Below are 22,140 nucleotides of genomic sequence, written 5' to 3'. Positions count from 1 at the left end.
ATCGGGAACCGGCGGCGGTTGTGCCGTTGTCCTCCCTTGTGTGGAGGGGCCCCCGTATTCTCATGAGGCCTTACCGGAGCGAAGAGGAGTAACACAGCATGAAACCGCTCGGGCCGACAGATCCTCAACGCGTGGGCCAGTACCGGCTCCTGGGGAAATTGGGTGCCGGCGGGATGGGCAGCGTCTACCTCGCGCGCTCGGACCGCGGACGCACCGTGGCCGTGAAACTCGTCCAGCCGGAGCTGGCGGCGCAGCCGGAGTTCCGCCAGCGCTTCCAGCACGAGGTCGAGGCCGCGCGCCGCGTCGGGGGTGAGTGGACCGCGCCCGTCCTCGGCTGCGACACCGAGGCGGAGACGCCGTGGGTCGCCACCGGTTACGTCGCGGGCCCGTCGCTCCACGAGGTGGTCAGCACCACGTACGGCCCCCTGCCGGAGCGCACCCTCTTCATCCTGGCCAACGGCCTGGTGCGGGCGCTGCGCGACATCCACGCCGCGGGCCTCATCCACCGGGACCTCAAGCCGTCCAACGTGATGATCACGATCGACGGCCCGCGCGTCATCGACTTCGGCATCGCCCGCGCCCTGGAGTCGAACGGCGAGGGGCTGACCCGTACGGGCTCGGCGGTCGGTTCGCCCGGTTTCATGTCGCCCGAGCAGTGCCGCGGCGAGACGCTGACGGCGGCGAGCGACGTCTTCTGCCTCGGCTCGGTGCTGACCTTCGCGGCGACGGGCAACACCCCGTTCGGCGACGTCAACAGCGCCATGACCGCGCTGATGCTCCGCATCGTGCAGGGCCAGCAGAGCCTGGACGGCGTGCCGGACGCCGTGCGCCCGCTGATCGAGAGCTGCCTCGCGCAGGACCCGGCGGAGCGGCCCTCGCTCGACCAGCTGCTTCAGTTCACGGACATACCCGGGGACGAGGACGAACCCTGGCTGCCCGGCGCCCTCGTGGCGCGGCTCGGACGGCACGCGGTCGAGCTGCTCGACTCCGAGGACCCGCTCCAGACGCCGCCGCTCCCGCAGTCCTCGCCGCCGCCCGCGATGCCCGACGCGCCGCCGGTGACGCCGCTGCCGCAGTCGGCGCCGCTCCAGCAGTCCACCCCGCCGCCGCCGTTCACCCCGCCGGCCGCCGCGGCGACACCGCCGCCGGACGCGACGCCCCCGCCGCCGGCGGCCGGGCAGATGGACGCGATGGCGACCCAGACCTCGGCGGTCCCGCCGCCCGGGTACGGCACCCCGCCCCCGGCCGGGTACGGGACACCGCCGCCCGCCGGTTACGGCTACCCGCAGCAGCAGCAACCGCAGGCGTACGGCTACCCGCAGGGGCCCAACCCGACGAACCCGTACGGCGCCACCGCCTACCCGGGCGGCCCCGGCGGCCCCGGCGCGGGGAACGGCAACAAGAACCGCAACGTCCTGATCGCCGCCATCGCGGCCGTGGTCGCCGTGGCCATCATCGTGGGCGGCGTCGTCCTCGCCGGCGGCGGCGACGACGACCCCGACGACGACCCGACGACCAGGCCGACCGCCGACCCGACGGTGACCGAGGACCCGACCGACGAGCCGACGGACGACCCCACCGACGACCCGGCGCCGCCGAACACGGACGGCTCGGTGCCGTACGCCATGACCGGCGCCTGGGAGGGCTCGACGTCCAACGGCCTGCTGGTCCGCGTCGAACTGTCCGAGGGCGACACGGGCGAGACCGTCGCCACCGCGTACACCCTCCAGGCGGCCTTCGAGGACGAGAACGGCGACCAGCAGCCCGGCCTGCTGTGCGTCGAGACCGCGACGCTCGTCTCGGCCTCGGACTACGAGATCACGCTGGAGGCCGAGGAGACCACGGCCACCTACCCCGACGACATCTCCTGCCGCCCCTACGACGAGCAGACCATCACGGCGTCGGGCGGTTCGCTGGAGTGGACCGGGTCGAACGGCACCGAGTACAACTGGTCGGCGACGCTGGAGATGGCCGACATGGGCATCGGCTCCGACGGCATGCCGGTGGCCGTCTACACCAACACCTACGCCAACTCCGACATCTCCGCGACGCTCGGCAACCGCGTGGCCTCGGGTGAGACCGCCATCACCTGGAGCGACGGCACCTGTGAGTGGGACGCCCCGATGGTCTCCGGCGGCATCAGCGGGACCCACCTCGTCGTCGGTCCCGGCGTCTCCGCCGACGCGTCGTGCGAGCCGCTGCCGCCCTACGAGGTGGACTGGTCGGCGGCCGCCGGCTCGCTCGACGACGCCCCGGCGATCGAGCTGACCGAGTTCGGCAACCCGTCCAACTCGTTCACGCTGAACCTCAGCTGAGCACGGCGCACGGCGCACGACGGGCAAGGGCCGGGTCCTGGAGGTGTACGCACCTCAAGGGCCCGGCCCGTCCGGCGTTTCCGTCCGGGTCAGGACAGGAACGAGTTGATCTGGATCGTCTCCTCGCGCCCCGGGCCGACGCCGATCGCGGAGACCGGCGCGCCGGACAGCTCCTCCAGGGTGCGGACGTAACTCCGGGCGGTGGCCGGGAGTTCGTCGAAGCTGCGGGCCTTGGAGATGTCCTCGCTCCAGCCGGGCAGGTACTCGTAGACCGGCTTCGCGTGGTGGAAGTCGGTCTGGCTGGCCGGGAGTTCCTCGACGCGGCGGCCGTCGATCTCGTACGCCACGCAGACGGGGACGCGCTCCCAGCCGGTGAGGGTGTCGAGCTTGGTGAGGAAGAAGTCGGTGAGGCCGTTGACCCGCGTCGCGTAGCGGGCGATGACGGCGTCGAACCAGCCGCAGCGCCGGTCGCGGCCGGTCGTCACGCCGTACTCGTGGCCGATCCTGCGCAGCCGCTCGCCGTCCTCGTCGAACAGCTCGGTCGGGAACGGCCCGGCGCCGACGCGCGTCGTGTACGCCTTGAGGATGCCGATGACGCGCGTGATCTTCGTCGGCCCGACGCCGGTGCCCGTGCAGGCACCGCCGGCCGTCGGGTTGGAGGAGGTGACGAACGGGTACGTGCCGTGGTCCACGTCGAGCAGCGTGCCCTGGCCGCCCTCGAAGAGGACGACCTTGCCCTCGTCGATGGCGTCGTTGAGGACGAGCGCGGTGTCGCGGACATAGCCCTTGAGCTGCCCGGCGTAGCCCAGCAGTTCCTCGACGACCTGCTCGGCGGCGATGGCGCGGCGGTTGTAGAGCTTGGCGAGCAGCTGGTTCTTCTGGTCGAGCGCGGCCTCGACCTTCTGGCGCAGAATCGATTCGTCGAACAAGTCCTGGACGCGGATGCCCTGCCGGTTGATCTTGTCCGCGTACGCCGGGCCGATACCGCGCCCCGTCGTGCCGATCTTCCGCTTGCCGAGGAAGCGCTCGGAGACCTTGTCGAGCGTCTGGTGGTACGGGGTGATCAGGTGCGCGTTGGCGCTGATCAGCAGGCGTGAGGTGTCCACGCCGCGCTCGTTCAGCCCGGCCAGCTCGGACAGCAGGACGCTCGGGTCGATCACCACGCCGTTGCCGATCACGGGGGTGCAGCCCGGCGAGAGGATGCCGGACGGCAGCAGGTGGAGCGCGTACTTCTGGTCGCCGACGACGACGGTGTGGCCCGCGTTGTTGCCGCCCTGGTAACGCACCACGTAGTCCACCGACCCGCCGAGCAGATCGGTCGCCTTGCCTTTGCCTTCGTCACCCCACTGGGCACCGAGCAGCACAAGTGCGGGCACAGGCGTACACCCCTTCCGAGCGGGGCATCTACGCAAGGGCTGCCCCGGATCGACGAAACCCCTGACGCAATCGCGGCAGGGGCTCTTGCAAAGAGAGCTTACGGGAGACGCAGCCGGGAGGCGAACAGTCAGGTGCTCATCGTCATCGACCCGACAGCCCGGCGGACGGACGGGGAATCGGTGCGGATCGCCAGGGATGTGCTGTGCGCGGGGGCGAGCGTGGTGAAGGTCTGCGTGCTCGACCAGCCGCAGGCCATGAAGCGGGTGCTGGCCAGGCGGGGCAGTCACCGGGTGGTGATCGTGGGGGACGACCGTACGCTGCTGGCGGCGCTCGCGCTGCTGCTGCGGGACGGTGACGGCGCGGGCCCGGCGGTGGCGGGCGGGCCGCTGGCGATGGTGCCGGTGGGGCCCGTGCCGCTGCTCGCGGTGGCGCGGACGCTGGGGGTGCCGACCGATCCGGTGGCGGCGTCGCGCGCGGTGCTGCGCGGGGGTGAACGGCGCGTGGACCTGCTGCTCGACGACGCCGGCGGCGTGGTACCGGGCCCGCTGGGCATCCCGGCGCGGCGGCCCCGGCTGTGGCAGCGCGGCACGCGCCCCGGGCGGCACCGGCTGCGGGTGGAGGCGGACGGGCGGGTGCTCGCGGACCTGGACCGGCCGGTCGCGGGGGTGTCGGTGCGTCCGGCGGACGGCCTGGCGGAGGTGGTGGTCCGGCCGTGCCGCGGTCAGGCGGCGGACGTACGGGTGCGGGTGCGGTCGGTGACGGTGTCGGGGGCCGCGTTCAGCTACCGCGCGGGGGCGGTGGACCTGGGGCCGACCGAGGCGCGGACCTGGACCGTCCGGCCGAAGGCGCTGCGGCTCACGGTCCCGGCACCGGCGGCCGAGGGGGCGCTGTCGGGCTGACGCACGCCGCCCGTCCGGGCGTCACACTCCATCACACTCCGTTACGCCCCGTCACGCCCCGCCGCGCTCCGCCTGGCGTACGCGCCAGCGCTCCAGGACGCCGCGCAGCTCGTCCATGAGGAACTGGAGGAACTCCGCCGTCTCCGTCAGCCGCTGCCCCGCCGGGCCGTCCTCGCCCGCCGTGCGCGCGCCCTCCTTGAGGGTGCCGACCCAGCGCAGCAGATCGGTGTCCCGGCTGGCGATGGCCTCGTACCAGACGTCGGGAAGCAGCCGGTAGCGCTCGCGGCGCGACCCCGGCTCGCGCTCGCGGCTGACCATGCGGACCTGCGCGAGGTAGCGGATCGCGCCCGAGACGGCGGCCGGGGAGATACGCAGCCGCTGCGCCAGGTCGGCCGAGCTGAGCGCGCCGTCCCGCGAGACGAGCAGGCAGGCGAAGACGCGGGAGGGCATGCGGGGCATCCCGGCCTCGGTGAGATCCGCCGCGAAGCGCTCCACGAACGCGGCGACGGCCGCCGGGTACGCGTCCTCGCCGGGATGCGGCCCGGCGTCGCCTGACGGCGTCGGGTGAGGATCGATCACCCGTTCATCCTGCCACCCTCCGGAGCGTCCGGCACACTTGTCATTTTCTTAACTTCAGAAATCTGTGAACGAAGCCTAGGCTTGTCGCATGACAGAGGCACCCCCCGCCATCGCCGTCTCCGGCCTGGTGAAGACCTTCGGCCGCACCCGCGCCCTCGACGGGCTCGACCTCACCGTCCGCACCGGCGAGGTCCACGGCTTCCTCGGCCCCAACGGCGCCGGGAAGTCCACCACCATCCGCGTCCTCCTCGGCCTGCTGCGCGCCGACGCGGGCTCCGTCTCCCTGCTGGGCGGCGACCCGTGGCACGACGCCGTCACGCTGCACCGGCGGCTGGCCTACGTGCCGGGCGACGTCGAACTGTGGCCGAACCTCACCGGCGGCGAGGCCATCGACCTCCTCGGGCGGCTGCGCGGCGGCCTCGACCGGGCCAGGCGCGACGCACTGGTCGAGCGCTTCGGCCTCGACCCCGGCAAGAAGGGCCGCACCTACTCCAAGGGCAACCGGCAGAAGGTCGCCATCGTCGCCGCCCTGGCCTCCGACGCCGAACTGCTCCTGCTCGACGAGCCGACCGCCGGGCTCGACCCGCTGATGGAGGTCGTCTTCCAGGACGTCATCACCGAGGCGAAGGCGGCGGGCAGGACGGTCCTGCTGTCCAGCCACATCCTGGCCCAGGTCGAGAAGCTGTGCGACCGGGTCAGCATCGTCCGCCTCGGCCGCACCGTGCAGTCCGGCACGCTCCAGGACCTCCGCCACCTCACCCGCACCACCGTCGAGGCCGAGACCGAGCGCCCGGCCGACGGGCTCGGGGACCTCCCCGGCGTGCACGACGTACGGGCCGGACACGGCCGCGTGCGCCTCACCGTGGACGGGGCCCACCTCGACGGCGTCGTCCGGGCGCTGTCCGCCCTCGGCATCCGCAGCCTCGTCAGCCACCCGCCGACGCTGGAGGAACTGATGCTGCGGCACTACGGCGACGACCTGCGCGAACCGGCGGAGGCCGCCCGATGACCGCCGCCACCACCCCCGCCACCGCGCCACGGCCCACCGTCGCCGCCCCGCCACGGCGCGCGGGCGGCGCACTCGCGGGCACCGGCGTCCTCCTGCGCTTCGCGCTGCGCCGCGACCGCGTGCGGCTGCCCGTGTGGATCGCCGCGCTGTGGGCCGTGAACAGCCTCACGCTGTCCAGCCTGACCACCGAGTACGCGGACGCCGGGGCCCGCGCCGGGCTCGCCGAGACCATGGGCGGCGCGGCCGGACTCGCCATGACCGGGCCCGAGCGCTACCTGGCCGGGGACTACACGTACGGCCCCATGATGGGCCAGCAGATGCTCGGCTACCTCGCGCTCGCCGTGGGCGTGCTGAGCGTGCTGACCGTCGTCCGGCACACCCGTGCCGAGGAGGAGACGGGCCGCGCGGAACTGCTGCGCGCCGCCGCCGTCGGCCGTCACGCCCACCTGACGGCGGCGCTGACGGTCGCGGTCGGCGCGTCGCTCGCCGTGGGCGCGCTGCTCGCGGCGGGGATGGCCGGGGCGGACGCCGAGGGCGTCACGGCGGGCGGCTCGCTGCTGTACGGCGCGGCCTGCGCGGCGTCCGGGGTGGTCTTCGCGGGGCTGGCCGCCGTGGGGGCGCAGATCAGCCCGTTCGCGCGCGGCGCGAGCGGGCTCGGGCTCGGCGCGCTCGGCCTGGCGTTCGCCCTGCGGGCGGTGGGCGACGTGGGGGCGGACGCGTTCTCCTGGCTGTCCCCGATCGGCTGGGCGCAGCGGACGTACGTGTACGTGGACGACCGGTGGTGGCCGCTGCTGCCCGCCGTGGCGCTCGCCGTCGCGGCGGCGGCGGGGGCGTACGCGCTGAGCACCCGCCGCGACGTCGGCGCGGGCCTGCGCCCGCCGCGCCCGGGGCGGCCCGAGGCGTCCGCCGGGCTGCTGCGGCCCGTCGGCTTCGCGCTGCGGCTCCAGCGGGGCGTGCTCGCCGGATTCGCCGCGGGCGCGCTGCTGTTCAGCCTGATGTACGGCTCGGTGCTCGGCGACGCGGACGACCTGCTGGCGGAGAACGAGCGGCTGCGCGAGTCGGTGCTGCGGCTCGGCGGCTCCGGCCTGCTGGAGGCGTTCGCGTCCGTCGTGATGAGCGTCCTCGCGATCGTGGCGTCGCTGTACGTCGTGCAGGCCGTGCTGCGGCTGCGCGGCGAGGAGGGCGCGGGGCGGGCGGAACCCGTTCTCGCCACCGGGCTGTCCCGCGCGCGGTGGGCCGGGTCGCACCTGGCGGTCGCGCTGACGGGCGGCACGCTCGTGATGCTGCTCGCGGGCGCCGGTTTCGGGCTGTCGGGGGCGGCGTCGGCGGACGACTGGTCGCTGTTCGGCGAACTGACGCTGGCCTCGCTCGCGTACGCGCCCGCGCTGTGGGTGACGGCGGGTGCGGCGCTGGTGCTGTACGGCTGGCTGCCGAAGGCGTCGGCGGCGGCCTGGGCCGTACCGGCGTACGCGTTCTTCGCCGTCTACCTGGGCGAGCTGCTGAGCCTGCCCGACGTGCTGGGCGACCTGTCGCCGATCGGCCATGTGCCGCAGGTGCCGGCCGCCGAGTGGCGCTGGCTGCCGCTGACGCTGCTGACCGCCGTCGCCGCGTGCCTGATCGCCGCGGGACTGGCCGGACTGCGGCGCAGGGACGTGGACATGAAGTGACGCCGGGGGCGGGCGCCGCGCCCGCGCGCCGGACCGTCCGATGCTCCAGGAGGGCGGTCCGGCACCCGCAGGGACGCACTCCGGATGCGCTCCCGGTCACACGCTGTTCGCATAGGTCACAGGCCGTCACGCCTTCTCGCGTGCGGCAGACGACCCGGAGGAACAGCGTCCATGAAGACGTCCATCAGGAACCCGCGTTCCCGTGGCGCGCGCAGGCTCGCCGCCGCCACCGCCACCGCCCTGCTCGCGCTGGGACCGGCGGCCCCCGCCCTCGCCCACGACGACGACAAGCCGTCCTGGAACACGTCCCCGATCTCGATCTCGCCCAGCTCGGGCGGCCCGAACACCTCGGTCACCGTGCGGGTCACCTGCCAGCCGAGCGGCTCGGCCACCTCCGACGCGTTCCAGCAGAAGATCACCCTGCGGCAGACCAGCGGCAACCAGTGGACGGGCACGGGCCGCATCAAGTCCAGCGGCCTCCAGACCGGCCGCAGCTACCCCGTCACCGTGCGCTGCAACGACGGCACGACGCTGACGACCAACTTCACCTTCACCTCGGCCACGCCCAGCGGTGGCGCCGCCGCCGGCTTCGGCGGGTCGAACCAGGGCTCCGGCACCTCGGGCGGCACGCAGGCCACGGCGCTCGCGGTCGGTGGCGCGGTCGCCATCGCGGGCTCGGCGGGCTACGTCTTCCTGGCGCGCCGCCGCCGCTCCACCGGAAACCACTACTGAGGAGCAGCGACGTGCCTGAGTTCCTGCGGCTCTTGCGGAGGCCGCGAGCGCTGCGGGTGCCGCGGAACATGCGGAACGGTGCCCCCGGGGACACCCCGGGGCGCCGGTCCCGCCTGTCATTCGGGCCGCGCAGAGACCCCGAGCCCCTCACCGGGGGGCAGCTCCTCCCGGACGCGGGGAAGCGCCCGCGCCGCGCCCGGCGCCTGACACCGCCCCCGGCGCCGACACCCCTGCCGGGACGGCGGACGGCGACGCCCGCCGCCGACGCGGCACGGGCGCGGAGCGCCGACGGCGGGCAGGGCCCCGACGACGCGCGGAAGGCCTCCCAGCCCCGGCGCACGCAGCGCACCGGGGCGCCGGACACGGCGAAGACACCACACGCCGCACGCAGGACGCGCCCCGGCCCGGCATCCCGTGCGGACGGTGCGGCGGGTGCGGACAAGCCGCGAGGCGGCGCGCCCGACACGCCTCCTGCGGGAGGTGCGGCGGACGCCGACGCGGCACCGGCACGGCGCGCCGGAGACGGACAGGGCCCGGACGTGGAGAAGACCTCCCGGCCCCGACGCCCGAAGCGCGCCGGTGCGGACGAACCGCGAGGCGGCGGGCCCGACACGCCTCCTGCGGGAGGTGCGGCGGACGCCGACGCGGCACCGGCACGGAACGCCGAAGGCTGCCGGAACTCCGACGTGCACGAGACCGGTGCGGACACGCCCCCGAGCGGCGCGGCGAGGACGCCCCGCTCCGCGCGCGGGTCCAGCGACGCCACGGGCCCGGCGGCAGACGCCGACACCGGTCGGGCGCAGCACGCCGAAGACCCCCAGGGCTCCGGCACGCGAGAAGCCGGTGCGGACAAGCCGCGCGGCAGCGCTTCCGCCGCGCCTCCCCCCGGGCGTGCGGCAGGAACGAGCGACCGTGCGAAGACGCCTGGCACCGCGCCGTCGGAGCGCGGCGGGAAGCGGGCCGTCACGCCACCGGCCGGGCGCGCGGCGGACGCGGCGAAGGCCGAGAAGGCCGAGAAGGCCGACGACGGCGGGAAGCGCCGGTGGCTCAGGCGCCGCAAGGGCGGCGAGGCGGCGCCCGTTCCGCTGGCGCCGTCCGCTGCTCCCCAGGCGGCGCCCACCGTTCCCGCCTCGGCGGGGGAGAAGCCCGGGTCGCGGAGCGACGGCGCCGTGCCCGTCCTCGCGCCGCCGCCCGGCACGTCCCCGAAGCCGCGCGGCAGGAGCCGGTTCGGCCTGCGGCGCGCGGCCGTCCCCGAGGCGGCGGCCCCGGCGAAGCGCGGGCCCCGGCACGCGGCCGGGCCGGGCAAGAAGCCCACCGGCGCGGCCGAACGGCCGGGACGCCACCGCAAGGCGGGCGGCCCCGCCGCACCGGCCCCGGCGGGACGGCACGCCCCGGCGCCCGGTGCCGGCCGTCACCGCAAGGCCGGGCCGGAGGCCCAGGCCACCCCCGCGAAGCCCACGCCCGCCACGCCCCAGGCCCCCGCCCAGACCGAGAACACGCAGCCTGCCAAGCCCCGGACCGCCGAGGCGCCCGTCCCCGCGCAGGCCGGGGCGGCGCGCAGGCGGCGCGTCCCCGCGCCCCTGTTCATCGCCCTCCAGATCCTCCTCCTCGGCCTCCCCGGCATCGGCAGCCGCCTCGGCCGCCGCGTCGCCTTCCGCGTCGCGCCCCGCCTGGCGGGCCGCCTCGGCTGGATCGCGGTCGCCGTCCGCGCCGTACGCCTGGCACGCCGCCACGGCCCCGCCGTCCGCGCCCGCGCCAAGGCGGCGGCCAAGGCACGCCGTGCCCGCAAGGCGAAGCGCAGCGGCAGACGCGCCACGCGCCACCAGCGCCTCGCCCTGCGCACCCGCCGCTGGGAGACACTCGCCGCCGTCGCGACGGTCACCGCGACCGTGGTGGCCGGGCTGCTCGCGACCGGCCCGGACGACGCGGGCGTGCGGGAGGCGCGTTCGTCCAGCGACATCGCGGACGGCGTGTCCAGGCCGGGCGCGGTGGACGCGCCGGGCGCCGCGCCCGACGCGGGCTCGACGGCCGACCTCGGGGCGGTCGGGCAGCCGTCCGCCTTCGTCGCCCCGCCGCTGGCCAGGTCGGTGCCGGAGCGCATCCACATCCCGCAGCTCGGCACGGACGTGGAGGTCTTCGGCGCGGCGCTCGGCACGGACGGCGGCCCGCCGTCGCCCGCCGAGGAGGACGCGATGCGCGCCGCCTGGTACTCGGGCGGTGTCTCGCCCGGCGAGCAGGGCGCGGCCATCGTCGTCGGCCACCTGGACACCTACACGGGCCCCGCCGCGTTCGCCGGGCTCGGGCAGCTCAGGCCGGGCGAGAACATCGAGATCGAACGCGAGGACGGCCAGACCGCCGTGTTCACCGTGGACTCGGTCGAGCAGTACCCGAAGAGCGACTTCCCCGACGAGCGCGTGTACGGCGCGGTCGGCACGCCGCAGCTGCGCCTGATCACCTGCGGCGGCCGGTGGACGCAGGACGGCGGCTACGACTCGAACATCGTCGCCTACGCCCGGCTGACCGGCACGCTCCCGCCGCCCATGACCTCCGACAGCAGCCAGGAGCAGGCCGGTGTGCCGGGGGTGAACGGCGCGTAGTGCCCGACGTCCGGCAGCCGTACGAGTCGGGCGTCGTGGCGCAGCGCGTACGACTCGGACAGGTGCGGCGGCACCTGTCCGTCCGCCGTGCCGTGGACCAGCAGGACGGGCGCGGGCGGCCGTGGCAGGGCCATCGGGTCGGCGAGGGGCAGGAGTGCGGCCGTGCGGTCGCCGAGCAGTTCCGCGACCGCGCCCCGGCTGAGCCGCAGTTCGTGCGCGCGGGCCAGGTCGGCGACGGGTGCGACGGCCACGGTCCGCGCCACCCGCCCGGTGTCCCGGGCGGCGGCCCACAGGGCGAGGTGGCCGCCCGCCGAGTGCCCGGCGAGGACGGCGGGGCGGGCGCCGGGGAGCGCGGCGAGCGCGTCGAGGGCGGCCGTCACGTCGTCGGGCGTCGCGGGCCAGCCGCCGCCCCCGCCCACGCGGCGGTACTCCACGAGCGCCACCCCGGTGCCCCGCCCGGCCAGCGCGCGGGCGAACGGGACGAGGTGCGTCCGGTCGTACGCCTCCCGCCAGAAGCCGCCGTGCAGCAGGACGACGCCGGGCGCGCCGGGGCCGCCGTACAGGTCCACGACCTGTGAGGGGTGCGGCCCGTAGCGCAGCGTGCGGTCGGGCGCGCCGGTGCCGCCGGGCGGCGGGGTCAGCAGCTCGGCCAGCTCCAGGTCGTCCTGCGGCACGCCCCCGGCCGTCACCCCTCCGCGCCCAGGGTGACGCGCCGCAGGACGCGGACGGCGCGCAGGACGTCGGCGAACGAGGTGTACAGCGGCGTGAAGCCGAAGCGCAGCAGGTCAGGCGGCCTGAAGTCGCCGACGACGCCGGCCGCGATCAGGCGTTGCGTCACGGCCGCCGCGTCCGGGTGGCGCAGGGCGATCTGGCTGCCGCGCCGCGCGTGGTCTGCGGGGGTGACGGACGGGGCGGTGCCGGGCGGCAGTTCGGCGGCGACGCGGTCGAGGAAGAAGTCGGTGAGGGCGAGGCTCTTGGCGCGGACGGCGGCGATGTCCACGCCGTCCCAGACGTCGAGGGCGGCGTCGAGCGCGAGCAGCGACAGGATGTCGGGCGTGCCGACGCGGCCGCGCGCCGCGCCGTCCGCCGGGGTGTGGTCGGCGGCCATGGCGAACGGGTCGGCGTGCGAGTTCCAGCCGGGCAGCGGTGAGTCGAACGCGGCGAGGCGGTCGGGGCGCACGGCGAGGAACGCGGGGGCGCCGGGGCCGCCGTTGAGGTACTTGTAGGTGCAGCCCACGGCGTAGTCCACGCGGTGCGCGTCGAGCCCGACGGGGACGGCGCCCGCGCTGTGGCACAGGTCCCAGACGACGGGGGCGCCCGCCGCGTGGACGGCGGCGGTGATGCCGGGCAGGTCGTGCAGCTCGCCGGTGCGGTAGTCGACGTGGTTGACCAGCGCCACCGCCGTACGCGGGCCGGCCGCCGCCGCGATCCCCCCGGCGGGGACGGGGCGGAGGGCGCGGCCGGTGAGGCGGGCGGCGGACCGGGCGAGGTAGCCGTCCGTGGGGAAGGACGCGGCGTCCACGAGGATCTCGTCCCGGTCGTCGGGCACCGTGCGCACGGCCGCGACCAGGGCCTTGAACAGGTTGACGCTGGTCGAGTCGCCGACGACGACCTGCCCCGGGCCGCTGCCGACGAGCGGCGCGATGCGGTCGCCGACCCGTTCGGGCGCGGTCCACCAGCCGGACTCCGTCCAGGAGCGGATGCGCAGCCGCCCCCACTCGTGCGTGACGACCTCGGCGAGGCGCCCGGGGACGGCGCGGGGCAGGGCGCCGAGCGAGTTGCCGTCGAGGTAGACGGTGTCGTCGTCCAGGACGAACGCGGCGCGCCGGTCGCGCAGCGGATCGGCGGCGTCGAGCGCGGCGGCCCGCGCGTCGGGTGTCGGGTCGGGCGCTGTCGGGTCGGGCGCAGTCGGTTCGGGAGCTGTCGGTTCAGCCATGGGAACCGATGGGATCAGACGAGGCCACGCGCCGTCCACAGTTCGGGGAAGACCGGCTGGCGCGCCCGTTTCTCCAGCCAGGCGACCCCGGCCGAGCCGCCGGTGCCCTGCTTGCCGCCCATCGCGCGGCGGGTGGCGGCCAGGTGGTCGTTGCGCCAGCGCCAGACCAGTTCCGCCACCTCGGTGAGCGCCTCGCCGAGCGGCAGCAGCGGCGGGGTCTCCTCGGCGTAGACGCGCTGCCAGGCGGCCTCGACGGCGGGGTGCGGCTCGTACCGCGCGGTGCGGTCGCGTTCCAGCACCTCGGGCGGGATGGCGAGGCCGTGGCGGGCGAGGACGGCGAGCGCCTCGTCGTAGAGGCTCGGCTCGTGCAGCGCCTCGGTCAGCTCGGCGTGCACGCGGGGGCTGCCCCGGTGCGGCACGAGCAGGGACGCGGACTTCTCGCCGAGCAGGAACTCCACGCGCCGGTACATCGCGGACTGGAAGCCGGAGCCGTCGCCGAGCGCGGGGCGGAAGGCGTTGAACTGGCGGGGCGTGAGGCGTGCCAGGGGCTCCCAGGACGCGTTGAGCGCCCGCAGCTCGTGCGCGGACCGGTCGAGTGCCGCGAGCGCGGTGGGCATGTCACCGGCGCGCAGCGCGGCACAGGCGGTGCGCCACTCGTGGACGAGCAGCGTGAACCACAGCTCCATCACCTGTGTGGTGATGAGGAACGCGGGCTCGCCCGGGTCGTCGGTGAGCGTCTGCTGGAGGTGGGTCAGGGTCTCGGCGTGGACGTAGTCCTCGTAGGGCGTGGCGTCCGCTCCGAAGTCGAGCGTGGGCCCGGTGGTGTCCGGGCGCGGGGCATCGGGGTGTGCGTCGGGGTGCGACATCGTTGTTGCCTCCTCCCCCGCCAGCGTACGGTCCCGCACGCGACAAGGCGCCCCGCCCGACGGGGGGCGGGGCGCCTCGAACGGCCGTGGTGTGCGTCAGGACAGCGTGTCGGCCGCGGTGGGCGAGCTGTCGCGGAGGAACTGCGCGCAGCGCTTGAACTCCTCCTCCTCGCCGATCGCCTGCGCGGCGCGGGCGAGGGCGTGCAGGGCGCGCAGGAAGCCGCGGTTCGGCTCGTGCTCCCACGGGATGGGGCCGGTGCCGCGCCAGCCGCTGCGCCGGAGCGCGTCCAGGCCGCGGTGGTAGCCGGTCCGCGCGTAGGCGTACGACTCGACGGTGCGGCCGTCCGCGAACGCGTCGTCGGCCAGCTGCGCCCAGGCCAGGGAGGACGCCGGGTGGGCGGCGGCCACCTCGGCCGGGGCCGTGCCGGCGGCGAGCAGGCCCCGCGGCTCCGGGTCGTCGGGCAGATGGGTCGGGGGCGGGCCCCCGAGCAGGTTCTCGTGAATGGCCATGCCGTCCAGTCTGCCCCACGTCCCGGACCGCGGCGGCGGCGTCCCGGACCCGCGGCGGGCGTGCCTACTTCAGGCGGGTGCCGGTGGAGCGGAGGTGGGCGCACGCCTGGGTGACGCGCTCGGCCATGCCCGCCTCGGCCAGCTTGCCCCAGCTGCGCGGGTCGTAGGCCTTCTTGTTGCCGACCTCGCCGTCCACCTTGAGGACGCCGTCGTAGTTACGGAAGGCGTGGTCCACGATCGGGCGGGTGAACGCGTACTGGGTGTCGGTGTCCAGGTTCATCTTGACCACGCCGTTCCCCAGGGCGGTGGCGATCTCCTCCTCGGAGGAGCCGGAGCCGCCGTGGAAGACGAAGTCGAACGGGGACTGCTTGCCGAAGCGCTCGGCCACGCCCTCCTGGAGGTCCTTCAGCAGGTCGGGGCGGAGGACGACGTTGCCCGGCTTGTAGACGCCGTGGACGTTGCCGAAGGACGCGGCCAGCAGGTAGCGGCCCCTCTCGCCCAGGCCCAGGGCCTCGGCGGTGCGGACGGCGTCGTCGACGGTGGTGTAGAGCTTGTCGTTGATCTCGTGGGTGACGCCGTCCTCCTCGCCGCCGGTCGGGGTAATCTCGACCTCAAGGACGATGCGGGCGGCGGCGGCGAGGGCGAGCAGCTCCTCGGCGATCTCCAGGTTGTGCTGGAGGGTCTCCGCCGAGCCGTCCCACATGTGGGACTGGAACAGCGGGTTCTCCCCGCGGTCCACCCGCTCCTTGGAGAGGGCGAGCAGCGGCCGGACATAGCCGTCCAGCTTGTCCTTGGGGCAGTGGTCGGTGTGCAGCGCGACGTTGACGGGGTACTTCTCGGCCACGATGTGCGCGAACTCGGCGAGCGCCGACGCCCCGGAGACCATGTCCTTGCTGTACTGGCCGCCGAGGAACTCGGCGCCGCCGGTGGAGATCTGGACGATGCCGTCGCTCTCCGCCTCGGCGAAGCCGCGCAGGGCGGCGTGCAGGGTCTGCGTCGAGGTGACGTTGATGGCCGGGTAGGCGAACTGGCCTGCCTTCGCCCGGTCGAGCATCTCGTTGTAGACCTCGGGGGTCGCGATGGGCATCTGTCCGCTCCTTGATGTGTACGGTGCGACGGCTCTGGAGATCAGGGGAGCCTGGAGAACGACGTCATCGTCGCGCTTATCCTCCCAGACGGCCGGTCGCGACCCGGGCGCCCCGGGAGCCGTTTCACGTGAAACAACTACCGTCCGTGATCACCGCAGGTGGGTACCGGCGCGTCGCGCCCCCGGGGACGGTGGGCCGGCTGGGGTCACGCCCGGCCGAGGTCGGCGAGGTCGTAGGCCCGGTAGTAGGGCAGCCCGGCCTGCTCGACGGCCGGGGCGGCGCCGCGTTCCACGATCACCGCGACGCCCACGACCTCGGCGCCCGCCTCCCGCAGCGCGGTGACGGCGGTCAGGACCGAGCCGCCGGTGGTGGAGGTGTCCTCCACGGCCAGCACCCGGCGGCCCGCGACGTCGGGGCCCTCGATCCGGCGCTGGAGGCCGTGCGTCTTCTCGGTCTTGCGCACGACGAACGAGTCCAGCCGGCGTCCGCGCGCCGCCGCCGCGTGCAGCATGGCCGCGGCGACCGGGTCGGCGCCCAGCGTCAGACCGCCCACCGCCTCGTAGTCCAGATCGGCGGTGAGGTCGAGCATCACCCGGCCGACCAGCGGCGCGGCCTCGCCGTCCAGCGTGATCCGGCGCAGATCCACGTACCAGTCGGCCTCGCGGCCCGAGGAGAGCACGACCCTGCCCTCGACGACGGCCTTCTCCTTGATCTGCTCAAGCAGCTCATCACGCACGCTCATGGCACGAGACCCTATGCCAGGCCGTCCGGCGCGGGACGCCGTCCCCCGTCAGGGCGCCAGGGAGCGCCATGTCCAGGTGGTGGAGATCTCCAGCGGCTCCAGCTCGGTGACCCGGCGCGGCGCGCTGTTGAGCCCGTCCGGCGGCCCGGACTGCGGCTCGACGCAGACGGCCTCGGCCATCTCGTCGTAGACCACGGCCCAGGGGGCGCGGCTGGCGACCTTCAGCTCCAGCAGTTCCGGCCAGGTGAGGGTGACGTCCACGCCGTCCGGCATGCCGAAGCAGTCGTCCCACGGGCCGGGTTCCGGGGCGATCCGCCGACCGGTCGGCAGATGGTCCTCGCCGCGCTCCTCCTGCCACGCGGCGTCGAAGCCGATCTCCACGTCACGGCCGCCGGGGGCGAGCGCCCGCAGGAACCAGGGGTGCCAGCCCGCCTGGGCGGGGAACGAGTCGCCCAGCGTCTCGACGCCGAGGGTGAGCGTCAGCCCGCCGCCGTCCGGGGCCAGCTCCACGAGCTGGGTGACGCGTCCCGGCCAGGGCCAGGGGTCGGTGAGGTCGCACAGGAAGGCGGCCGAGCCGGCGTCGGCGCGCACGGTGCGCCAGGCGCGGCGCCTGACCGTGCCGTGGATGGCGTGCGGGCCCGCGTCGCGCGGCAGCTGGTGGACGGTGCCGCCGTCGGTGAACCGGCCGTCCCGCGTCCGGCCGCACCAGGGGGCCATCACGAACGAGCCGTACCGGTCGCCCTGGCGCAGCACCTCGGTCCCGGCGATCCGCAGGGACGAGAGCCGGGCGCCCTGGTCGGGGCGGACGGTCAGCTCGGTGTCCCCGGCGCGCAGCACGATCTCCCCGGCGGACGCGGCACTGTCCTGTGCGGCGCCGGCCTGTCCTGCGGCGCCGTGGCGCTGGGTGTCATGGGTGGTCACTCCATGACGATAACGATCCGCTGTAGGTAAATCCTAGACAGGCCGGTTCCGGTCGTCCGGACACGGCCTCAGGGGCCCGCCGTGTACCGGCGGCGCAGGACCCCGACGAGGACCGCGCCCGCCACGGCCACGGCCGCCGCGGGCGCCGCCCAGCGCAGCACGGCGGACGGGCCCGCGACCCGGCCGGGCGCGGGCTCGGGGGCGTACCGGCCGCGCGGCGGGGCGTGGTCCACTTCCTCGGCGCTGCGGCCGATCATGGTGCGCCGCGCGAAGTCCGCCTCGGGTTCGGGGGCGTCGGCGCCGACGGCGGCCGGGTCGCCGTCCTCCACGAGGGCGAGTTCCTCGGGCGTCAGCTCGTCGTCGGCCAGTTCGTCGATCAGCTCGTCCTCGCCGTGGACGGCGGCCGGGTCGCCGTCGGGGCCGCTGCCGTTGAGCGGTCCGCGGTCCGCCGCGCCGCCGAGCGGGCGGGCGAGCGGGTCGGACGGGCGCAGCTCCTCGTCGGGCGCCTCCTGCGGCGCGGCCGCCTCCGGCTCGACGGCGGACGGGGTGTGCCCCGGCTCCGGTTCGGGTCCGCTCGCGGCCGGGATGCCGGGGATGGCCCGTTCGTTGTCGTCCGGCTCGCCGATGCCGCCGGGGGGCGGCGTCACGGACTCGTGCAGCAGTTCGTCGGCCAGCGTCTCGGCGAAACGGTCCAGCACGCGGCGGCCGACCGATTCCAGCCGGTCGGGCTCCACCTCGGCCAGCCGCCCGGCGGCGTCCACGGTGGCGCCGAACGCGAGCGTCGTCCCCGAGCCGTCCGCCACCGGGCGCGGGACCACGGTCAGGACCAGATGGACCGAGCCGTCACCCCTGGCCTCCTCGCCCTTGCCCTCGACCGCGACGCCCTCGCCACGCTCCGTGACGGTGAGCGTCCCGCGGTAGGTGATCGTGGAGGAGCCGACGCGCAGCCGCAGCCTGCCGCGCAGCAGGGACGGCGCGTCGGGTCCCGGCGTGTCCGGCGGCGGCTTCTCCCCGGCGGCCAGCTGAAGCCCGGGGACGCAGCGGGCCACCCGCACCGGGTCCGTGAACGCGCGGCGCACGACGGTGGCGGACAGGGGGACGTAGACCTCGTGCTCCATGGCCATGGCGCGGAGCCTACCCACACACGGTGATCGGATCACTTATCTGTCGATCGCACGCCGCGCCCTCCACGCCGGTGCCGGCGTCCCGGCGCTCCTCCAGCGCCCGCTCGGCGGCCCGCTCCAGCGGGCCGACGAAGGCGGCCCCGGCCAGCAGCGCGACGATCACCGCCGCGTTCAGCGCGAGCAGCGTCCGGCGGGCGCGGCGGGACAGGTCGTCCCGGAAGAGCCAGAGCACCAGCAGGGCACCCGCCAGCGCGTTCACCACACCCGTGAAGAGCGCGGCGCTCAACTGGCCGAAAATCGGCAGGAGAAGAAAGGGGAAGGCGAGGCCGCCCAGCAGCGCCCCCACGTAGTCGGCCGCCGACAGGTCGGCGACGGCGCGCCCGGCGTCCTGCCGGCGGACGCGCTGGATGAGCGTCATCAGCAGTGGCATCTCGGCACCGATGAGCACGCCCATCGCCAGCGAGAGGCAGACGATGGCCGGCCGCGCCTCGCCGAAGAGCAGGAAGCACAGGTAGAGGGTGATCGCGGAGCAGCCGCCGATGAGCGCGAGCCCCGCCTCGATGAGGCCGAAACCGGCCGACGCGCGGGCCCGCAGCCGCTTCGCGCCGAGGGAGCCCATGCCCATCGCGAAGACCATCAGGGAGAGCACGACGGAGGTGTGCGTCACGGTGTCGCCGACGAAGTAGTCGGCGAGGGCGATCAGCTCCAGTTCGTAGACCAGGCCGCACGCTGCGCAGACGAAGACGGCCGCCAGGACCACACAGCGTCCCGCCCCCGCCGACACGGGCAGCACGGCCGCCGCAGAGCGGTCCGCCGCGGGCCGCTCGGTGTCGTACGTGTCGATCATGAACCGAACGTTACGTCACACCTCGGGTTCGCCTTGTCACCCACAGGAGTGGAATCCGGCTCATCTGTCGCGCCGGTCACGCGTGTTCGGGTCGCGACGAGGCACTGCTCCTGCGGGTACGCGTGCCAGGTCCGCCAGTGCACCTGCCCGCCGCGCCGCTGCGCGAGCAGGGCCGTGAAGGCGTTCGGATCGCCGGGGAACATCGCCGCGAGCCCGTGCGGATGCTCCGCGACCAGCGCGAGCAACTCCTGCGCCCGCCCGGCGAACGACCCGGGGCTGAGGCTCTCGACCCGCGCCGCGAACTCGTACTCGAAGTTGTCCAGCCGCCGGGACACCCCCAGGGGCAGCGGCGTGTTGCTGCCCGGCATGCACGCGACGGTCTCCGAGAACCGCCCCCCGCCGCCCTCCAGCAGGACCTGGTGCGACGCCCCCAGCACCCGCAGTTCCACGCGGACGCCCGCGAGCCGCAGCTCCAGGGTCGCGAGCGAGGGGAGCGGTTCCCGGCCGAGCGCCCAGGCGAGGTCGCCGGCCCGGGTGTCGGTGAACGTGGTGGTGATCGTGGTGAGCATGGGTCGGCCCCCGCGTGCGCGCAGTAGAGGGTGTGCGGCGGCGAGACCCGCCCCCCGGAGACAACGACTCCACCGAACCACGGATGAGAGGGGGTCCACAGGCTTTTGGCCCAACTTCACCAGGTTTCCATCCCCTCGGGGGCAGGGTGGCTCACCTGTTCACCCGCCGCCCGCACGCATAGCGAACAGATATGCAAAGTCAACGCGCGGAGACTCCCGAAGCCACATGCCGAATGCCCGACTTTTTACGGATATCCACCATTTTGCAGATAACAGGTCAGCGTGCTTCACATCTCGGCTGCACAACGGTCACCCGGGCGCACTTGTTCGCGCCCAGTTCTGTGAGGAAGCTCAGCCCAACTTCACACCAGAAGGCATGACACCGTGGAAGGCCCGAAGATGACCCGATTCGGCAGAACGTCGAAGCTCGTCGCGGCTGCGCTGGGAGGAGCCCTCGCCCTCTCCGCTTGCAGCAGCAGCGACGACGACAGCGGAGGCGACGACGAGAGCACCGGCGCGTCCGGCGGCCCCAGTGGCACCGTGACCTACGCCATGGCGCAGCCGTGGCAGAGCTGGAACAACGCCACCGCGGGCGCGAACAGCGTCGCGAACGGCCAGGTCATGGAGCAGGTGATCTCCGGCTTCTGGACGTACGGCAACGAAGACGGTCAGCCGGTCCCCAACGAGGACTTCGGCACCTTCGAGAAGGTCTCCGACGACCCGCTGACCGTGAACTACACGATCAACGACGCCGCCGTGTGGTCCGACGGCACGGCGATCGACTGCGACGACATCCTCCTGTGGTGGACCGTCCAGTCCGGCGCGTTCGACGGCATCTTCTCCGCGGTGGGCACGCAGGGCATCGAGGACACCGTCCGTCCCGAGTGCGCGCCCGGCGAGAAGTCGTTCACCCTGGAGTACACCGAGCCGTTCGCCGACTGGCTGACCGCCGGTCCGGGCCACGGCAACAACGCGATCATGCCCGCACACGTCGTGTCCGAGCAGGGTGGCTTCTCCTCCGAGGAGGACTTCATCGCCGCCCTCCAGGGCGACGACGCGTCCGCCCTGGAGGCCGCCGCCGAGTTCTACAACAACGGCTGGCTCGTCTCCGGCGCCCTGCCGGACGCGGCCCTCATACCGTCCTCGGGCCCGTACATCGTCTCCGAGTACGTGCCGGACCAGTCCGTCACGCTGACCGTGAACCCCGAGTGGTGGGGCGAGGCGCCGGCCTCCGAGTCGATCGTCTTCCGGACGATCCCGGACGAGGAGCAGGTCCAGGCGCTGCAGAACGGCGAGGTGGACATCATCGAGCCGCAGCCGACGGTGGACATCGCCCAGCAGATCCAGGCCGCGTCCAACGTGGCCAGCGAGGTCGCGGACGAGTACACCTACGAGCACCTCGACTTCAACTTCAACGACGGTGTCTTCGCGGACAACCTGGCGCTGCGCCAGGCGTTCTCGCTCTGCGTGCCGCGTGAGCAGCTCGTCGAGAACCTGATCCGCCCGGTCGTCCCGGACAGCACGGTCAAGGAAGTCCGGAACGTCGCGCCCTGGGACCCGGGCTACCAGGAGGCGGTCGACGCCTCGCAGGCCACGATCGACGAGTACGGCGTGCAGGACATCGAGCGCGCCCGCGAGATCCTTGAGGAGGAGGACGCGGTCGGCACCACGGTCGTCCTCGGCACCCTGGAGAACCAGCGCCGCGTCGACGCCGGTGCGCTGATCAAGTCCGCGTGTGACGAGGCCGGCTTCGACGTCGACTTCCAGCCCGCCGCCGACTTCTTCGACACCAACGGCGCCCTGGCCCAGAACCGTTTCGACGTCGCCATGTTCGCGTGGGCCGGTTCCTCGGACCGCGCCGGCTGGAACTCGACGTTCCGCACGGTCAACGAGTGCTCCCCCGAGGGCAAGGGCAACAACAACGGCTGCTACTCCTCGCCGGAGATGGACGAGCTGCTCGACCAGGTCCTGCGCACCTCCGACGAGGCCGAGGCCGTCGAGCTGACCGCCCAGGTCGAGGCGCTGCTGTGGGAGGACATGGTCACCATCCCGCTGTACCAGCACCCGGGCATCACCGCCTGGGGCCAGAGCGTGGAGAACGTGATCCCCAACCCGTCCCAGAACGGCATCACCTGGAACGCGGACCAGTGGAGCAAGTCCTGATCGACGCCTAGCGCACCGTCCGGTGCGGCCGGCCCGCCGGCCCGCCGCACCGGACACCGCGTGACGCGTACGCCATCAGCACCCGGCACGTGCAGCACCATCCACACGCCGGGCGGGGCCGGGGGGCCTGAGTCCTCCGGCCCCGCTCCGCGTCCGGCGGCTCCTCCACCGCCATGTCCGCCCCCCGCCCCCTGAACAA

The 22,140-nt window shown here is 74.5% G+C and carries 18 protein-coding genes and 1 pseudogene; 7 read left to right on the top strand and 12 right to left on the bottom strand.

All coding sequences use genetic code 11. The features are described from left to right. The first annotated feature begins 98 nt into the window (after positions 1-98). Positions 99-2,315 carry a serine/threonine-protein kinase gene (locus ACL02R_RS14115; protein ID WP_412797229.1) on the top strand — a complete coding sequence of 739 codons (2,217 nt, stop codon included), beginning with the start codon at positions 99-101 and terminating at the stop codon, positions 2,313-2,315. An 89-nt stretch (positions 2,316-2,404) separates the two neighbouring features. Here the strand turns inward: ACL02R_RS14115 and ACL02R_RS14110 are convergent, their stop codons facing one another. Beyond that, positions 2,405-3,691 carry an adenylosuccinate synthase gene (locus ACL02R_RS14110; RefSeq protein ID WP_412797228.1) on the bottom strand — a complete coding sequence of 429 codons (1,287 nt, stop codon included), beginning with the start codon at positions 3,689-3,691 and terminating at the stop codon, positions 2,405-2,407. 132 nt (positions 3,692-3,823) lie between these two features. Between ACL02R_RS14110 and ACL02R_RS14105 the strand changes: the two genes are divergently transcribed. Next, positions 3,824-4,591, top strand: a complete 768-nt coding sequence (locus ACL02R_RS14105; RefSeq protein WP_412797227.1) for a diacylglycerol kinase family protein — start codon at positions 3,824-3,826, stop codon at positions 4,589-4,591. A 51-nt stretch (positions 4,592-4,642) separates the two neighbouring features. On the opposite strand, the gene ACL02R_RS14100 is transcribed toward ACL02R_RS14105, so the two are convergent. Then, entirely contained in the window at positions 4,643-5,167 is a 525-nt protein-coding gene (locus tag ACL02R_RS14100) for a GbsR/MarR family transcriptional regulator (RefSeq protein WP_412797296.1), read from the bottom strand. A gap of 91 nt (positions 5,168-5,258) precedes the next feature. On the opposite strand from ACL02R_RS14100, the gene ACL02R_RS14095 reads away from it, so the two are divergent. The 4 genes from ACL02R_RS14095 to ACL02R_RS14080 all read left to right on the top strand — a co-directional run bounded on the left by ACL02R_RS14095 (position 5,259) and on the right by ACL02R_RS14080 (position 11,175). Beyond that, the gene (locus ACL02R_RS14095) at positions 5,259-6,179 is read left to right on the top strand and encodes an ATP-binding cassette domain-containing protein (RefSeq protein WP_412797226.1); all 921 of its coding nucleotides are present in this window, start codon (positions 5,259-5,261) and stop codon (positions 6,177-6,179) included. Continuing rightward, entirely contained in the window at positions 6,176-7,846 is a 1,671-nt protein-coding gene (locus ACL02R_RS14090) for an ABC transporter permease (RefSeq protein ID WP_412797225.1), read from the top strand. The genes ACL02R_RS14095 and ACL02R_RS14090 overlap by 4 nt, the downstream gene beginning before the upstream one ends. Before the next feature lie 171 nt (positions 7,847-8,017). Next, positions 8,018-8,578 carry an LPXTG cell wall anchor domain-containing protein gene (locus ACL02R_RS14085; protein WP_412797224.1) on the top strand — a complete coding sequence of 187 codons (561 nt, stop codon included), beginning with the start codon at positions 8,018-8,020 and terminating at the stop codon, positions 8,576-8,578. A gap of 686 nt (positions 8,579-9,264) precedes the next feature. Further along, positions 9,265-11,175, top strand: coding sequence for a class F sortase (locus ACL02R_RS14080; protein WP_412797223.1), 1,911 nt, complete (start codon positions 9,265-9,267; stop codon positions 11,173-11,175). Here the strand turns inward: ACL02R_RS14080 and ACL02R_RS14075 are convergent. From ACL02R_RS14075 to ACL02R_RS14030, 10 genes and pseudogenes are all read right to left on the bottom strand, one after another. After that, positions 11,085-11,849, bottom strand: a complete 765-nt coding sequence (locus tag ACL02R_RS14075) for an alpha/beta hydrolase family protein (protein WP_412797222.1) — start codon at positions 11,847-11,849, stop codon at positions 11,085-11,087. The two genes, ACL02R_RS14080 and ACL02R_RS14075, sit on opposite strands and share 91 nt — an antisense overlap. A gap of 11 nt (positions 11,850-11,860) precedes the next feature. Further along, positions 11,861-13,111, bottom strand: a complete 1,251-nt coding sequence (gene kynU / locus ACL02R_RS14070; RefSeq protein WP_412797221.1) for a kynureninase — start codon at positions 13,109-13,111, stop codon at positions 11,861-11,863. Between the two features lie 14 nt (positions 13,112-13,125). Further along, positions 13,126-13,977, bottom strand: a complete 852-nt coding sequence (locus ACL02R_RS14065) for a tryptophan 2,3-dioxygenase (protein WP_412797220.1) — start codon at positions 13,975-13,977, stop codon at positions 13,126-13,128. Between the two features lie 96 nt (positions 13,978-14,073). Then, complete coding sequence (locus ACL02R_RS14060; protein WP_362957481.1) at positions 14,074-14,487, bottom strand: DUF3151 domain-containing protein; 414 nt, start codon at positions 14,485-14,487, stop codon at positions 14,074-14,076. 64 nt (positions 14,488-14,551) lie between these two features. Continuing rightward, positions 14,552-15,574: a class II fructose-bisphosphate aldolase gene (gene fbaA, locus ACL02R_RS14055; RefSeq protein ID WP_412797219.1), complete on the bottom strand. Its 1,023-nt coding sequence runs from the start codon at positions 15,572-15,574 to the stop codon at positions 14,552-14,554. Positions 15,575-15,780: 206 nt separating this feature from the next. Then, positions 15,781-16,317 (bottom strand): orotate phosphoribosyltransferase, encoded by a 537-nt coding sequence (pyrE, locus tag ACL02R_RS14050; protein ID WP_362957475.1) that lies wholly within the window; start codon positions 16,315-16,317, stop codon positions 15,781-15,783. Between the two features lie 48 nt (positions 16,318-16,365). After that, positions 16,366-17,157, bottom strand: a complete 792-nt coding sequence (locus tag ACL02R_RS14045; protein ID WP_412797295.1) for an aldose 1-epimerase — start codon at positions 17,155-17,157, stop codon at positions 16,366-16,368. Between the two features lie 149 nt (positions 17,158-17,306). Then, positions 17,307-18,362 carry an SRPBCC domain-containing protein gene (locus ACL02R_RS14040; RefSeq protein WP_412797218.1) on the bottom strand — a complete coding sequence of 352 codons (1,056 nt, stop codon included), beginning with the start codon at positions 18,360-18,362 and terminating at the stop codon, positions 17,307-17,309. A 94-nt stretch (positions 18,363-18,456) separates the two neighbouring features. After that, positions 18,457-19,209, bottom strand: a pseudogene (locus ACL02R_RS14035) (spermidine synthase); the annotation flags it as partial. Further along, on the bottom strand, positions 19,206-19,778 hold the full coding sequence (locus tag ACL02R_RS14030) for a DUF2617 family protein (protein WP_412797217.1): 573 nt from the start codon (positions 19,776-19,778) through the stop codon (positions 19,206-19,208). The gene ACL02R_RS14030 and the pseudogene ACL02R_RS14035, both read right to left, overlap by 4 nt. A gap of 399 nt (positions 19,779-20,177) precedes the next feature. Between ACL02R_RS14030 and ACL02R_RS14025 the strand changes: the two genes are divergently transcribed. Beyond that, a complete protein-coding gene (locus ACL02R_RS14025; RefSeq protein WP_412797216.1) occupies positions 20,178-21,941 on the top strand; it encodes an ABC transporter family substrate-binding protein in 1,764 nt (587 codons plus the stop codon). The last annotated feature ends 199 nt before the right edge of the window (positions 21,942-22,140 follow it).

This window comes from Streptomyces sp. MS19, from assembly GCF_047200595.1.
Taxonomy (GTDB): domain Bacteria; phylum Actinomycetota; class Actinomycetes; order Streptomycetales; family Streptomycetaceae; genus Streptomyces.
The sequence above is the reverse complement of the archived record's forward strand: the minus strand, read 5'-3'. Positions and strand labels throughout refer to the sequence as shown.